General features: G+C 61.1%; 15 protein-coding genes. 7 read left to right on the forward strand and 8 right to left on the reverse strand.

Translation table 11 applies throughout. From position 1 onward, the window contains the following. Nucleotides 1-23: 23 nt before the first annotated feature. The 7 genes from A9K65_RS32310 to A9K65_RS32340 form a co-directional block, all read right to left on the reverse strand. On the reverse strand, nt 24-1,523 hold the full coding sequence (locus tag A9K65_RS32310) for a CpaF family protein (RefSeq protein ID WP_013533680.1): 1,500 nt from the start codon (nt 1,521-1,523) through the stop codon (nt 24-26). Between the two features lie 29 nt (nt 1,524-1,552). Continuing rightward, nucleotides 1,553-2,842 carry a CpaE family protein gene (locus A9K65_RS32315; protein WP_064995710.1) on the reverse strand — a complete coding sequence of 430 codons (1,290 nt, stop codon included), beginning with the start codon at nt 2,840-2,842 and terminating at the stop codon, nt 1,553-1,555. Nucleotides 2,843-2,860: 18 nt separating this feature from the next. Continuing rightward, a complete protein-coding gene (locus A9K65_RS32320) occupies nt 2,861-3,595 on the reverse strand; it encodes a CpaD family pilus assembly protein (protein WP_063171183.1) in 735 nt (244 codons plus the stop codon). Nucleotides 3,596-3,609: 14 nt separating this feature from the next. Next, nucleotides 3,610-5,130, reverse strand: a complete 1,521-nt coding sequence (locus A9K65_RS32325) for a type II and III secretion system protein family protein (RefSeq protein ID WP_063171182.1) — start codon at nt 5,128-5,130, stop codon at nt 3,610-3,612. Continuing rightward, on the reverse strand, nt 5,127-5,939 hold the full coding sequence (gene cpaB / locus A9K65_RS32330) for a Flp pilus assembly protein CpaB (protein WP_013533684.1): 813 nt from the start codon (nt 5,937-5,939) through the stop codon (nt 5,127-5,129). The genes A9K65_RS32325 and cpaB overlap by 4 nt, the downstream gene beginning before the upstream one ends. 213 nt (nt 5,940-6,152) lie before the next feature. Continuing rightward, nucleotides 6,153-6,671, reverse strand: coding sequence for a prepilin peptidase (locus tag A9K65_RS32335; protein ID WP_013533685.1), 519 nt, complete (start codon nt 6,669-6,671; stop codon nt 6,153-6,155). Nucleotides 6,672-6,842: 171 nt separating this feature from the next. Further along, complete coding sequence (locus A9K65_RS32340) at nt 6,843-7,025, reverse strand: Flp family type IVb pilin (RefSeq protein WP_063171181.1); 183 nt, start codon at nt 7,023-7,025, stop codon at nt 6,843-6,845. A gap of 334 nt (nt 7,026-7,359) precedes the next feature. On the opposite strand from A9K65_RS32340, the gene A9K65_RS32345 reads away from it, so the two are divergent. From A9K65_RS32345 to A9K65_RS32355, 3 genes are all read left to right on the forward strand, one after another. Beyond that, entirely contained in the window at nt 7,360-7,782 is a 423-nt protein-coding gene (locus A9K65_RS32345) for a pilus assembly protein N-terminal domain-containing protein (RefSeq protein WP_013533687.1), read from the forward strand. Between the two features lie 137 nt (nt 7,783-7,919). Further along, on the forward strand, nt 7,920-8,501 hold the full coding sequence (locus tag A9K65_RS32350) for a TadE/TadG family type IV pilus assembly protein (protein WP_063169998.1): 582 nt from the start codon (nt 7,920-7,922) through the stop codon (nt 8,499-8,501). Further along, a complete protein-coding gene (locus A9K65_RS32355; RefSeq protein WP_348629582.1) occupies nt 8,402-9,157 on the forward strand; it encodes a TadE/TadG family type IV pilus assembly protein in 756 nt (251 codons plus the stop codon). Before A9K65_RS32350 ends, A9K65_RS32355 begins: the two co-directional genes overlap by 100 nt. 34 nt (nt 9,158-9,191) lie before the next feature. Here A9K65_RS32355 and A9K65_RS32360 read toward each other — a convergent pair whose 3' ends face one another. Further along, complete coding sequence (locus tag A9K65_RS32360) at nt 9,192-10,112, reverse strand: PhnD/SsuA/transferrin family substrate-binding protein (protein ID WP_064995711.1); 921 nt, start codon at nt 10,110-10,112, stop codon at nt 9,192-9,194. 308 nt (nt 10,113-10,420) lie between these two features. Between A9K65_RS32360 and A9K65_RS32365 the strand changes: the two genes are divergently transcribed. From A9K65_RS32365 to rpsT, 4 genes are all read left to right on the forward strand, one after another. Then, nucleotides 10,421-11,662, forward strand: a complete 1,242-nt coding sequence (locus A9K65_RS32365) for a phosphopentomutase (RefSeq protein ID WP_064995712.1) — start codon at nt 10,421-10,423, stop codon at nt 11,660-11,662. Then, a complete protein-coding gene (gene mutM / locus A9K65_RS32370) occupies nt 11,655-12,545 on the forward strand; it encodes a bifunctional DNA-formamidopyrimidine glycosylase/DNA-(apurinic or apyrimidinic site) lyase (protein WP_064995783.1) in 891 nt (296 codons plus the stop codon). The genes A9K65_RS32365 and mutM overlap by 8 nt, the downstream gene beginning before the upstream one ends. Before the next feature lie 131 nt (nt 12,546-12,676). Further along, nucleotides 12,677-13,450 carry an enoyl-CoA hydratase gene (locus A9K65_RS32375; RefSeq protein ID WP_064995713.1) on the forward strand — a complete coding sequence of 258 codons (774 nt, stop codon included), beginning with the start codon at nt 12,677-12,679 and terminating at the stop codon, nt 13,448-13,450. A 182-nt stretch (nt 13,451-13,632) separates the two neighbouring features. Beyond that, nucleotides 13,633-13,899 carry a 30S ribosomal protein S20 gene (gene rpsT / locus A9K65_RS32380; protein ID WP_013533694.1) on the forward strand — a complete coding sequence of 89 codons (267 nt, stop codon included), beginning with the start codon at nt 13,633-13,635 and terminating at the stop codon, nt 13,897-13,899. The last annotated feature ends 853 nt before the right edge of the window (nt 13,900-14,752 follow it).

A 14,752-nucleotide genomic window follows, 5' to 3' on the forward strand; every position in this document is an offset into this window, starting at 1 on the left:
GAACCCTTACACCCCAGCAGACGTCAGTCAGCGCGTTTCTCCATCGCCTCGAGCGCAATGGCGAGACGCTGCTCCTCGCCGTAATAGCGTGCACGCTCCCAGAAATGCGGACGGCCGATGCCGGTCGATACGTGCTCACCCAACAGCCGGCCGTTGGCGTCCTCACCCTTGATGTTGTAGAGGACGATATCCTGCGTGATGATAACGTCGCCTTCCATCCCGATCACCTCGGTGATGTGGGTGATGCGGCGCGATCCGTCGCGCAGGCGCGCTGCCTGGATGATCACGTCGATGGAACCGACGACGATTTCGCGCACTGTCTTCTGCGGCAGCGAATAACCGCCCATGGCAATCATGGATTCGATGCGGTTCAGGCATTCGCGCGGGCTGTTCGAGTGGATCGTGCCCATCGAGCCGTCATGGCCGGTGTTCATCGCCTGCAGAAGATCGAACACTTCGGGTCCGCGCACTTCGCCGACGATGATGCGCTCGGGCCGCATGCGCAGGCAGTTCTTGACCAGGTCGCGCATCGTCACCTCACCCTCGCCCTCCAGATTGGGCGGGCGGGTTTCGAGGCGCACCACATGCGGCTGCTGCAATTGCAGCTCGGCCGAGTCTTCGCAGGTGATGACGCGCTCCTCGCGGTCGATATAGTTGGTCAGGCAATTGAGCAGCGTGGTCTTGCCCGAACCGGTACCGCCCGAGATCACGATGTTGCAGCGAACACGGCTGATGATCTTGAGAACTTCGGCGCCCTGCGGCGAGATGGCGCCGAACTTGACCAGTTGGTCGAGCGTCAGCTTGTCCTTCTTGAATTTGCGGATGGTGAGCGTGGCGCCATCGATGGAGAGCGGCGGCGCGATGACGTTGACGCGGGAGCCATCGGGGAGGCGCGCGTCGCAGATCGGGCTGGATTCGTCGACGCGGCGGCCAACCTGGCTGACGATGCGCTGGCAGATGTTGAGGAGCTGCTGGTTGTCACGAAAGCGGATGCCGGTCTGTTCGACCTTGCCGTTGACCTCGATGTAGACGTTCCTGGAGCCGTTGACCATGATGTCGGCGATGTCGTCGCGGGCGAGCAGCGGCTCGAGCGGCCCATAGCCGAGCACGTCGTTGCAGATGTCCTCGAGCAGCTCTTCCTGCTCGGCGATCGTCATTGCGAAGTTCTTGATCGCGATGATGTCGTTGACGATGTCGCGGATTTCCTCGCGCGCACTTTCAGGATCAAGCTTGGAAAGCTGCGACAGATCTATGGTGTCGATGAGCGCGGAGAAGACCTGGCTCTTGGTATCGTAATAGGTTTCGCTCTTTTCGCGCTGTGCCCGCTTCGGCTCAGGCGCCAATGGCGGTGCCTCGACCGCACGGCGCGCCGGCGGCGCGACAGGCGCGCTTGGCGCCGCGGGCCGTGTCAGAACCGCCGTGTCCACGGAACCTGCAGCCGGCGGCGCAACAGGCGCCGGTGCTGGCTGGCGAAATTCCGGCGTGAACCGGTTGCCGTCGTCGCTGCCTCTTTTACCAAACATGATCGACTACCGATTCCACTGCTGAAGCGTCACTTCTTGTTGCGCGAGAGCTTGCCGAGCAGGCTGCCGAGCCCGGCCTTCTTCCTGATCTTGATTTCGCTGCGCCCGGTCAGCACATGCGCCATTTCGTTGATCATTGCGACGACCGGGTTCTTGGCATCCATTTCGCCAAGCATACGTCCGTTGTTGGCGGCATTGCCGAACAGCAAGGGATCAAAAGCAATGACCGACATTGGCGACAGACCGAGCGGCTCGGCGAAATCGGCCGGCGAAATCTCCGGGCGTTTCGGGACGCCGGCCTGGTTGATGATCAGCTTGGGCGGCGGATCATTGGGACGAAGCCGCTTGAGCATATCGATGAGGTTCTTGGTGTTGCGCAGATTGGCAAGTTCCGGTGTCGCGGTGATGACGATCTCGTCGGCCTTGACCAAGGTGTTCTTGGTCCAGCCCGTCCAGGCATGGGGGACGTCGAGCACCAGAAGCGGCACGCTGCGCTGGGCGGTGTCGATGAGCTGAACGAAGGCCTCTGGATCGAAATCATAGACCCGTTCGAGCGTCGAAGGCGCCGCCAGCAGCGACAGATGCTCGGCGCACTGGGTCAGCAGCCGGTCGAGATAGACTTCATCGATGCGTTCCGGTGAAAACACCGCCTCGGCAATGCCTTGCGCCGGATCCTGGTCGAAATTGATGTTGGCGGTGCCGAAAGCCAGATCGAGATCAGCGACGACCACTTCGGATTTGAACAGGGAGGACATCGCCCAAGCCACATTGTGGGCGATCGTCGAGGAGCCGACACCGCCCTTGGCGCCGACGAAGGCGATCGAGCGGCCGAGCGGCTCGGCTTCCGGATCGATGAAAATCGACGACACCACGCTGACGATGTCGGCCATCGAGACCGGAGCGATCACATATTCGGAAATGCCGTTGCGGATGAGTTCCCGGTAGAGGCCGACATCATTGTAGTGGCCGATCACCACCACCTTCGACGTCGGATCGCAATATTCCGAAAGCTGGGCGAGTTGTTCCAGCAATTGCTTGGGCTCGCTGCGCGATTCCAGCAGGATCAGATTGGGCGTCGGCGCCGATTGGTAGAATTCGATGGCAGTGGGAACACCGCCCATGTGGACCTTGAGATGCGCCTTCGTCATGCGACGGTCCTCGCCGGCGCGCTCGACCGGGTTGGCAACACCCTCGGTCTCGCAGAATGCCTGGATCGAGATGCGCGGGATCGGCCGCAACGCCTGCATCGCGGCGATGTCCTGCTGCGAGGTATCGCTGCCGTCCACAGGAGTGTCATAGGCCAGATTGTTCATGTCCATGTGCTCCGGAACTGCGCTTTAGTAGCTAACTTCGCCTTCTGCTTGCCAATCAAAGAACGGTTGATTTCGGTACCCGTCGATGACTTTTCCACGCTGCTCGGCGTCGATAGGCGCCTGCTTGCGTGGTCCAAGCAGATCGGCCGGATTGGCCATCTGGGCAGCAAGATTGTTCTGATAGGAGCAGCCGAAATCGGCATAGTGCTTGTTTTCCGATGTCTCCACGAGATCTTCGGGCCAGCGCCCGCATTTATCGGTCTGGGCTTTCACCGAGATATAGGCAACGCGAATGGGGGCCGAGGCTTCGGCGGAAGCGGACTGATAGGAGGTCATGACGATCCGGTTGCGCTTGATGCCGCTGGCAACCGCCAGCCGGGCGAAATCACGCCCGGCAGCGGCCGCCGCGACCTCGTTGGCCGAGCCTGCCGGGATTGCAATCGTCAGCGTCGGGGCGGCGCTCCTGTCGTAGCCGTCGAGGAAGCCCGAAAGCGTGTCACGCTGGGAGCCCGTCATGCCACGGTCACCGGCGCCCACCGGCAGATCTATCTTCTGGTTCTTCTCGGCGATCACGATCGGATGGTTGGTGCGATAATCGTCCGGGATGGAGCCGACCGTGATGCTGTCGCGCTGGGCGCAGCCGGCCAGCAGTGCCGCCATCGCAATCGCCAGAACCGGAACGGACCGCCGGCAGACCCGCGAGCGGCCAAAGCGCATCGTTGCGGCGATGGTGCTTGCCTTCAATGCTGACTGAGACATGTCCGCTTCTCCGCTCACTTGTAGATGAAGCCGACGACGCCGTGGTAGCGGCCGTTGGGCTTGTCGGTCTGCATGGTGCCGTAGACACGATTGACGCGGCCAAGGAACATGGCGGCGCCATCGCTGGCGGCGTTGAAATTGTCGTCCGGCTTGGCAAGGTCGTTGCGTGCCACCGGCTTCACCAGATAGGGGGTGATGATGACGACGAGCTCGGTCTCGTTGCGGACGAAATCCCTGCTGCGGAAGAGCGCGCCAAGCACTGGAATCTTTGTCAGTCCGGGCAGTCCGTTGACGGCTTGCCTGACATCGTCGCGAACCAGGCCGGCGATCATCATGGAGCCGCCCGAGGGCAGTTCAACGGTCGTATCGGCAAGACGCTTACGCAGCGAAAGGGCGTTCATGCCGGAACTCGTCACGCCTTCGGACAACGACACGGATCCCTCGGTTGTCGGCTCGGAAACCGAGGTTCGGACTTTCAGGCTTATGCGGCCGGGAGACAACACCACCGGCTGGAATTCCAGGCCGATGCCGTACTCGATCTTTTCGACACTGTAGGTCTTCAACCCAGTCCGGTTGTCGTCGGACACCTTCTGGTCGACATTTGTGACCATGTTGTATTCACCACCGACCTTGAAGGTCGCCTTCTCGCCGGATACGGCGGTCAAGGTCGGCTCCGCCAAAGTCTTCATGACTCCGGACTGCTCCATGGCGTTGACATAGGCCTGCAGCCCCGACGCGCCGACCTGGAGGCCCGAGTTCGATAGCTGCTTGCCGAGACCCATGAAATTGTCGCTGACCGCGCCGTAGCTAATGCCGTTGCTGCCCCCGCTGCCGACCATGTTGACGCCGAGCTGCTTCATCACCGAGCGGCTGACTTCGGCGACCGTGACCTTCAGCGTGACCTGGTCGTCGCCAATGATCTGCAAAAGGTTGACGATCTTGCTGGTGCGGCGCTCCTGGTCCGGATTGTTGATGTCGACACCGCTCTGGGCCGAACCGCCGGCAGCGGTCTGCGAATATTGTCCGGTCGTCGCTTCACCACCGGAAACGAAGATCGTCGCCAGGTCGACCGCGCGTTTTGCGTCCAGCGGCGTGTCGACCGTTCCGGTCAGGACGACGTTGTCGTTCAGCAGTTCCACCTTGATGGCCGACGTCGGCAGGAAGCGCCTGATATAATCCTCAAGGCCGGCAACGTCGCGCTCGACGGCCAGGTCCAGACTGACGATCTGCTCGCCATTGGGGCCGAAGACAAAGATGTTCGTCTCGCCGACCGCCTTGCCGAACAGATAGATGCGCCTTGCGGTGCGGGTCACCGCATCGGCAACCGCCGGGTTGGCGACGAGAATGTCATAGGCATCGCTCGGCAGGTCGATGACCACCGACTTGTTGAGGCCGAGCTTGACGCGCTGGGTGGCCGTCGATGCCGTGACCTGCGCGTTCTTTGCCTCGACGACGCTGCCTTGCACATTCGTACCGACGAGCAGCAGGCCGAATGCCGCGGCTACGATTGCCGGCAGTTTGCCACCTAGCTTCATTTCCTTGCTCCCACTTCGGAAACTTCGCCCGACTTGATCAGCCTCACCGTTCCCCTGCGGCCATTGCCGGAAACGAGATAGTCGGCCTCACCCACATTCTTTTCCTGCGTGTCCGCGACCGCCCGCAGCGCCAGGGTCAGGCGATCCGCCATCTGCTGGGCGACGGTGATAATCTCCGCCTGCTTGGGCGTCAGTTCCAGCGTGGCGGTCTGGCCCACCCTGGTCTTCTTGCCTTCCTCGTCCTCCTGAATGGTCTGGTCGATGGCCAGGACGCGGATGTTCTTGAGGATGGTTTCGGTGTTGAAGCCGGCGGCACCGCTGGCGGCATCGGCCCTGCGGGTCATGATGACGTCGACGAAATCGTTGGGAAGAATGAAGCCGCCGGCCGACGTGTCGGCCGAGATGGCCGTGGCGACCGCCCGCATGCCGGAAGGCAGGATCGACGACATGAAGCTCTGCCCCTCCCCGATCAGCTTGGAACGCCGCAGCGGCTCTCCGGCATACATCGCCACACGGGCAATGGAACCCTTCAGCTTGTCCAGCGCCTCGGGCTCGGCGGTGCGGGTGATGAAATTCGCGTTGACGCCGTCGGCGGGCCAGGATTGCCAGGCGATGTTGTTTTGGATCGGGCTGCCCATCGGAACGTCGCCTGAAAGCACAAGCACATCCTGGAGTGCCACTGCCGGGGCCTGGGGAGCGGAATCAACGACGACCTGGGGCGGCGGTGCCACCATGTTCTTCGCGACATAGCCAGCGCCACCCGCCGCGGCCACCGCCACGCTCAGAATTATCAATCGCGATGCTGGCATCTGTCCGAACCCTTGCCCTGGCAAACCACGTAGCCAAGCCGGACTTTGCAGCGGCAATCGTCAAAACAAGGTTAATGTAATGCTTACGATCGTGATTAATTTAACGTTTACATAAATTAGCCGGACTATAGCCGGACCGGCCAAAACAGCCGGGCCGACCCCGTTGAGAACGGGGTCTCGGCAATGCTGACAGACAATAAAATAATATCGTGGTCAGGCCGCCAGCCTGGCCAGCGCCCATATCATCAAAGGCGAGTCCGGATAGGTCAGCAACCCGCCAAGGCCGAGCGCGACGCCATAGGGAACGCCTTTTGCCTCGTCGGCGAAATGGCGCAGAAACGGATTTTGGCCGGTAACGGCCGCAAGCATCGACTTCCGGTAGAGGATGATCGCGAGCGTCAGCAGGCCGCCGATGATTGTCGAGGCGACAAGATACTCCACGAGATTGACATTGAGGCCCATCCACATCGCGGTTGCGGCCAGAAGCTTGGCGTCGCCGCCGCCCATGCCGCCTATTGCAAACAGGCCGAACGTCACGGCCAGGACCAGGGCGCCGGCGGCGAAATGTCCGCCATAGGCCGCCCAGTCCATGCCTGTAAGGGGCGCGACCAGCGCGAAAACGACGACGAGCAGCACCGGCACGCGGTTGGCGATCGTCATCGACAGCATGTCGGAGATCGCGGCAAACAGCATGCAGAACGGAAAGACGACGAAGATCAGGGCTTCAAGCATCGGCGCCATGCCTATTGTCCGATTTCACGGGCTCAATCTAAGTATGTTCGATTAACGATTGATGAGGCCAAGAACGAAATGACGACCTATATTGGCAGCGGCATAGAAAAAGGGCCGCCACGCGGCGGCCCTTTTCCAGAAATGTAATGCAAGTGCTCGGCGATAAGCCGATCAGCTGCCGCTCGGCGTGCCGTTCAGGGTGCTGCCAATGTTGGTGAACTTGGCATTCAGCGCATTGCCGAGCGTGCCGGCGCCAGTGATGATGGCGAGCGCGATGAGAGCGGCGATCAGACCATATTCGATAGCGGTCGCGCCGGATTCGTCCTTCACAAAACGTGCGATGAGATTAGACATTCGAGAGCTCCTACTCCACGTGTTACAGCACTTCCGTCAACTTCTGTGATGGTTGATCGGATGCTGCCAATCTAGGGAGAAGCTCTTTCGATCGGCTTAAGAAACAGCCTTACCGATTCCTTTCCCGGTTCGAACATATTGCGTGGTTAACTTCGGGCTAAAGTACCGCCGCGCCTTCCAGTCCCAGGTTTGGCAGGCTTGCGCCCCGACTGGACCGCGCCTCGCGGGGCGCCCTTATCGGCCATTGCAGGATTGGCAACATCGCAGGCTTAACCGTTGGTTCACCAATCTCGTTCATGTTCCGTTGATCAGTCCGCCTGCGTGGAGCGCCTCAATGGCCCAGCCGAGATCGTCAATCCTGATTGCCGCGCTTCTTGCCGTCTCGAGCTTCGTCGCGCCCGCCATGGCCGGCGCCGGCATCGAGGTCACGATGAACCAGGCCAAGATCGTCAAACTGTCGCGTCCCGCAGACACCATCGTGGTCGGCAACCCGGCAATCGCCGACGCTTCCGTGCAGGACGCTTCGACGATCGTGCTCACCGGCAAAGGTTTCGGCGTCACCAATCTGGTCGTGCTCGATACCGACGGCAGTCCCATCGTCGATGAGCAGGTAACCGTCGTGCGGCAGGCCGCTTCGTCGGTGCGCATCTATCGGCGTGCCGAAATCCAGACGATGTCCTGCACGCCCTATTGCGAAAGCTCCTACAAGAGCGAAGCGGAGAAGTCTTCCGAGGCGGAGATGAGCGTCAGCCGATAGGTGGCGTGACCGGCTGCCGGTGCGGTTATTGGCCGGTTAAGAGGCCTGCGCCGACTTTAACGATCATCCAAACCGGACCTCAATCGGTTTGCGTTAATGGTCCTTCCGAGACCGCATAGAGATCGGCAGGATCGGACATGAGCAAGGGATACGGCCGCGCAGGCGACCACAAAGTGAGATGCCCAAGGTTTTTCGCCCGCTTTCTTCGTGACCGGCGCGGCGCCACGGCAATCGAATTCGCGATCCTTTCAGTCCCCTTCGCGCTGCTTGTCTTCGCCATTCTGGAAAGCTGCATCTCGTTTGCCGCGCAGGAAGTGATGGCCAACATCACCGACGATGTCGCGCGCAAGCTTCGCACCGGCCAGTTGAGGGCGGTTGACGTCGCCGGAACCAACTTGCGGGACATGATCTGCACAAAACTACAGATCATCGTTTCCCAGGATTGTCCCAATCAACTGCTGGTGGATCTTCGCCAATATACATCGTTCGCCGATGCGGCCACGGCCGGCTTCAAGATCCAGAACGGCGATGTCGTATTGACGAAAGGCACCGCAACCCAGTCCTTTTCAGTGACAGCGGGTGCGGCGGAGTCGAGGAACATGCTGCGGGTCTTTTACAAATGGCCGATCATGACCGACCTGCTGGCCAAATCGATGGGCGGCAACAAGACGCTGCACTTCGCATCGGTGACCTGGCAGAACGAACCGTTCGACAACTGAGCGGAATGCACGAGCAGTATAAGAAAAGGGCAATGGGCATGATGCGTGCGGGGGCACATCTTATGATTACGGGAGTTTGGCGGAAAACAAGTCTGTTCTGGTCCGATCGTCGTGGCATCGCGGCGGTCGAATTCGCGTTGATCATGCCAATTCTGCTGATCATGTATTTCCTCACAATGGAAGCGTCGCAAGCCATCGAGACCAGCAAGAAGGTCAGCCGTATCGGCAGCATGGTGGCCGATCTCGTCACCCAGCAGACAAGCGTCCTCAAGGCAGATGTCGACGCCATCATGCAGATCGGCAGCGTCACCCTTCAGCCCTACAACCGCTCAAATCCGACCATCACCGTCACGGCAATCCAGGTCTCGGCCGATGCGACGAGGGCACTGGTGGTGTGGTCACGCAAATTGGTAGCCGGCGTCGCCAGCCCTGGCGCCGCCGCCACCACCGAGACAACGATCCCGGCGTCGCTCAGAGTCGCCAACACTTTTCTCATCCGCGTCGAAAGCAACCTCGGCTATACGCCGGTCATCGCGTGGAGCGCGAGCAGTCAACAGAAGCTTGGGCTGACCTCGGCTTTCAGCAACATAACCATGGGCGAAACCTATTTTCTGCGCCCCCGCAGAAGCGTGACGATCCCTTGCAGCGACTGTTGAACAGAGGCAGCCAGGCGTGCGCAGGCCGCTCCAGCTACTGCTGCGGCCCACGGTCCGAAACGAAGCGCACGATAGCAGCGGCCATCTCGTAGTCTTTTGGCGCCACGGTGGCGAAGCCGCCGGAATGTTTCGATTCCAGGAGATCGTAGATATCGGGCGTCGTCGACTTGAGGTTGGTGAGGAACACGGCAAGCCGGCGCTTGGCTTCGGGGTCGAGATCGCTGCGGACCGCATGGGGGCCGTATCTCAACAGGCCCGACGTCCATACGATCCGAAGCGCCGTCACCGAGAGCCCTACCGCCTCCAACCTGGCCTGCGTGCCCGACGGTTCTCGCGGGCCGTCGGTAGCGGCCGCCACCCAGCCGAACAGGCCATCGGCTTTGCCGTCGACCAGCATCGTCTCGGCCGCCGCGGCCGAATCGGCATGGACCAGAAACGGTGCATCTTCCGCGATCTTGCGGCCTTCCGCCGCCAACGCCGCCAATGGCAAGAGAGAACCGCCGACGCTGTCAGAAGGCGCCATGGCGATACGATGGCTGTCCATCGCCGCAAGGTCGGGAAGCTTGCCGTCCCGCGTCAGCAGAACCGAGCGGATGCCGATCGCGCCGTCTGAATCGACCGGAGCCACAAGCGGTTCGATACATAAGCAGCGCTGCGAGGCCGTCGCATATGCAGTGGCCGAATAGATCGCATATTCGATGCGGGCATTGGCCTGCGCCTCGATCAGCGCGGCATAGTTGCGGGCAACGACAAACTCGACCTTCATGCCCAAGGCCTTGGTGTAGGCGTCGGTCAACAGTGCCAGCCCCGGAACGGAGTTGCCGGCGCCTGGCTCGGCAACGATGCCGATGCGAAACGTGCCGATATCGTCGCGCCAGTCGGCATGCGCCGGATTGGACCAGAGCGCGACCTGCGCCAGCATGAGAGCGGCATAAGTCTTCAGCGCAACCCTCATGACAGGAACCACGGTCTGTTGTCCTCGATTCATGCCCATGCCCGGAGCATTTGTGCATGTCGCAGCCCAAAACCGCTGCGCACTTTTGGGCGACATGCATCTCTGTTTGTGCATGTCGTTATCCCAAAACCGCTGCGCACTTTTGGGCGACATGCATCTCTGTTTGTGCATGTCGTTATCCCAAAACCGCTGCGCACTTTTGGGCGACATGCACCAGACTATCACGCCAAGCCGTTGCCGTTTGGTTTCCGAATTGCCAATGAAGTCGCGGAACCCTATGTCTGGTCGGTCAAACTGGCAACAACTCGATGGCACGCGCTTTCCTCTTCGTTCTGGACTCCTTCGGCATCGGTGGAGCGGCCGACGCCGACCGCTACGGCGACGCCGGCGCCAACACATTCGCGCACATCGCAGAAGCCTGTGCAGAGGGCCGCGCGGATCGCGAAGGGCTTCGCAGTGGACCGCTGTTTGTCCCCCAGATGGCCTCGCTCGGGCTTGGCAAGGCTGCCGAAACCGCAACGGGGCTGGGCTTTGCCAGCAGCGGGACGGATCTGCTCCCAACTGCCTTTCACGGCGCCGCACAGGAGGTTTCGAGCGGCAAGGACACGCCGTCGGGCCATTGGGAGATCGCCGGCCTGCCGGTGCGCCTCGACTGGGGCTATTTCCCGGATACGGTTCCCGCCTTTCCGGCCGAACTGACCGAGGCGATGATCCGCGAAGGCAAGGTGCCGGGCATTCTCGGCAATTGCCATGCGCCGGGCACCGAAATCATCGAGCGCTTCGGCGAGGAACACATCCGGACCGGCAAGCCGATCTGCTACACGTCGGTCGACTCGGTCCTGCAAATCGCCGCGCATGAAGTCCATTTCGGCCTCGATCGGCTTTATGAATTCTGCCAGGTGGTGCGCAGGCTGGTTGACCCGCTCAGGATCGGACGGGTGATCGCGCGGCCGTTCGTCGGCGAAACCACCGCCACTTTCGAGCGGACATACAACCGTCATGACTACGCCGTGCCCCCGCCGGAACCGACCCTGCTCGACCGGCTGACGGCGCGTGGCAGCCGTGTCATCGCCGTCGGCAAGATCGGCGACATCTTCGCCCATCGCGGAATTTCGCAAGTGCGCAAGGCGGCAGGCAACATGGCGATGTTCGACGAAGCGCTGGGTGCGATGGATGATGCCGGCGACGGTGACCTCGTCTTCGCCAATTTCGTCGACTTCGACACCGAATTCGGTCACCGCCGCGATGTCGCGGGCTATGCTGCAGCGCTCGAGGCCTTCGACCTGCGGCTGCCGGAGGCATTTGCGAGGCTGCGGCGGGGCGATCTTCTCATCCTGACGGCCGACCACGGCAACGACCCTACCTGGGCCGGGACCGATCACACGCGCGAGCGGGTTCCGGTGATCGGCACTGGACCGGGTCTCAAGAGCGGCGACATCGGACTGAGAACGACATTCGCCGACATCGGCGAAACCGTGGCCGAGCATCTCGGGCTGGCGCCCGGACGCTACGGCAGTTCTTTCTATGCGGCGATCGGCGATCATGCCTGAGTTACCGGAGGTCGAAACCGTCCGGCGCGGACTTCAGCCGGTTCTGGAAGGCGCCACCATCGCCCGCGTCGAGGCGCGCCGACCGGATCTGCGCTTTCCATTTCCCGAGAAATTCGCGCAGCGACTGGCCGGCAAGACGATCACGGCACTCGGCCGCCGGGCCAAGTATCTGACGATGGACCTGGAAGGCGGTCCCGCGCTGATCTGCCATCTCGGCATGTCGGGCTCATTCCGCATCGAGACGTCCGATGGCAGCGACATGCCCGGCATCTTCCGGCACGACCGCTCGAAGAGCTCCAATCACGACCACGTCGTCTTCCATGTCGTGTCTCCGGCCGGTACCCGATCGCGCGTGATCTTCAATGATCCGCGCCGCTTCGGCTTCATGTTGTTTGCGGAAGGACTGCCGGACGTTCATCCGATGCTGGCTGGACTTGGCGTCGAGCCTACGGGCAACACATTGGACGGTGCGCTGCTTTCCTCATTGATGAAGGGGCGGAGATCACCGCTGAAGGCAGCGCTTCTCGACCAGAGGCTGATCGCCGGGCTCGGCAATATCTATGTGTCGGAGGCGTTGTGGCGTGCGGGCCTGTCGCCGCTGCGCGAGGCGGGCACGATCGCCAGGCCCGGAAAGAAAGCCCAGGCCCAAAGCGAACACCTCGCGCAAGCCATTCGTTCGGTGATATCGGATGCGATCGCAGCCGGCGGTTCCTCACTGCGGGACTATATGCAGACCGATGGGTCGCTGGGCTATTTCCAACACGCCTTCGCCGTCTACGACCGCGAAGGCGAGGCCTGCTCCAAGCCCAGTTGCGGCGGCCACATCGAGCGTGTCGTGCAGAGCGGCCGATCGACCTTTTATTGCCGGATATGTCAGCGATGAGTCAGAGCAATTCCAGCAAAAGCGGGGGCGGTTTTCCGTCCGAAATTGGTCAAGACAAGGAGATGGAGCGGTTCTGCGTTTCCGTGAAACGATGAACCGCTCTAGACGAGCGTAAGCAAGGAGAAGCAGCCATGAGCTATGAGACGATCATCACCGAGACGCACGGCAAGGTCGGGCTGATCACGCTGAACAGGCTGCAGGCGCTCAATGCGCTGAACTCCCAGATCCTGACCGAGGTGGTGGCAGCCGTGAACGGGTTCAGCGCCGATCCCGGTATCGGCGCCATGGTCATCACCGGTTCCGAAAAAGCTTTCGCGGCGGGCGCCGATATCAAGGAGATGCAGTCCATCTCCTATGCGGACGCCTACGCCAAAGACTTCTTCGTCGGCTGGGAGGAACTGACGCGGGCGCGAAAGCCTATTATCGCGGCGGTGGCGGGCTATGCACTCGGCGGCGGTTGCGAACTGGCGATGATGTGCGATTTCATCATCGCCGCCGACACGGCCAAGTTCGGCCAGCCCGAGATCACGCTCGGCGTCATTCCAGGCATGGGCGGGTCACAAAGGCTGACCCGCTTTGTCGGCAAGTCGAAGGCGATGGACATGTGCCTGACCGGGCGGATGATGGATGCCGCCGAGGCCGAGCGTTCTGGCCTGGTGTCGCGGGTCGTGCCTGCCGGCGAACTTGTCGAGGAGGCGCTGAAGGCCGCGGCCAAGATCGCCGCTTTCTCGCTGCCATCGGTGATGATGGCAAAGGAAGCTGTCAACCGCGCCTTCGAGACGACGCTTGCCGAGGGATTGCGGTTCGAGCGCCGGCTGTTTCACTCGCTGTTTGCACTGGACGATCAGAAGGAAGGCATGGCGGCCTTTGCCGAGAAGCGGAAGCCGAATTTCACCAACCGCTGACGCCAATCCCTTGGCTTGGAAGAAGATGGCTGTTGGCCGCCAAAAAGAAGGCCAGGCAGCGTTGACGCGCCGGAAAAGCTGAACTATAAGCCGCACCAACCGAGGCGGCCCCGTGGCAGCCCGTTTGTTTTTTGCGCCCTGCGGCATCCCGCATGCGCCGACCAGATCAGAAGAGAGGCATCATGGCCAATACATCCTCGGCCAAAAAGGCAACGCGCAAGATCGTCCGCCGCGCAGCGATCAACAAGAACCGTCGCTCGCGCGTCCGCACCTATATCCGCCAGGTCGAAGAGGCGCTTGCCTCCGGTGACAAGGCTGCCGCACAGGCTGCCTTCAAGATCGCGGAGCCGGAATTGATGCGCGCCGCAACCAAGGGCGTGATTCACAAGAACACGGCGTCCCGCAAGGTGTCGCGACTGGCTCAGCGGGTCAAGGTACTGTCGGCCTGACATTACTTGCCTAGACTGACGTTCTTCGAACCCGGCCGTTTGTGCCGGGTTTTTTCGTTTGCCGGCAAGCACTTAAAAAGAATGTCCGGAAACGGCGTCTTATGCGGATTTCACAATAGGGAATAGTTTGCCGGCATATGCATGCCTGCTGTTGATCGGCACGCTTGAAAATCGCCGGCCTAATGATTCTTGGCTGTCAGAAATAGCTTATATTTTTCAAACACTTACAGATGGTGATCCACAGCTTGTCCACACCGGACTGGCCCGATCGGGGAGAAGTCGCTGTCAAGCGAATTATTTCAGAATATTTCTGTCAGCGCCCGGTTTTTCATATTCGCCGGAAAAGGGTTTGAATCACAATGGCTTTGTTAAAATGTGCCGTCGGGGCATGCCACTCGAACCCGCCTCCACTAACCAGATTCCTTAAAAATCCGTTAGACGTGGCCTTGCCCTATCCACAGCGATTTCGGTAGTGTCGATCTATCGAAAGGGACGGGCTCTGGCTCTTAACCTAAGCCTGAATCGGCCAGCTTAAATTGGCGGGATTTGCAACGCGGATCAAGTCCGCGGACGGCTTTGGTTTGTCTTTTTCGATACGGTAGGGGACTGGCGTAACTAGACATGGCAGGTAGACGGCGCGCCGGCGCTCTTTTCGCCGGACGGTGTTGTATTGCCCTGACATACCCAACGCGGACTGGCTTCCATGGGCCGGCACCGGTTCCCACGGATAATGGGCGACGTTCACCTGCCGGCGGCGGCAGCGGACATCGTAGCAAAGACTTAGGTCGCCGGAACCGGATGCAGGAGGCGCATCCCCGGCGGAAAACAGGTACGGAAGGACAAGGAAAAGATC

Origin of the sequence: Mesorhizobium sp. WSM1497 (assembly GCF_001672455.2) — a bacterium.
Taxonomy (GTDB): Bacteria; Pseudomonadota; Alphaproteobacteria; order Rhizobiales; family Rhizobiaceae; genus Mesorhizobium; species Mesorhizobium ciceri.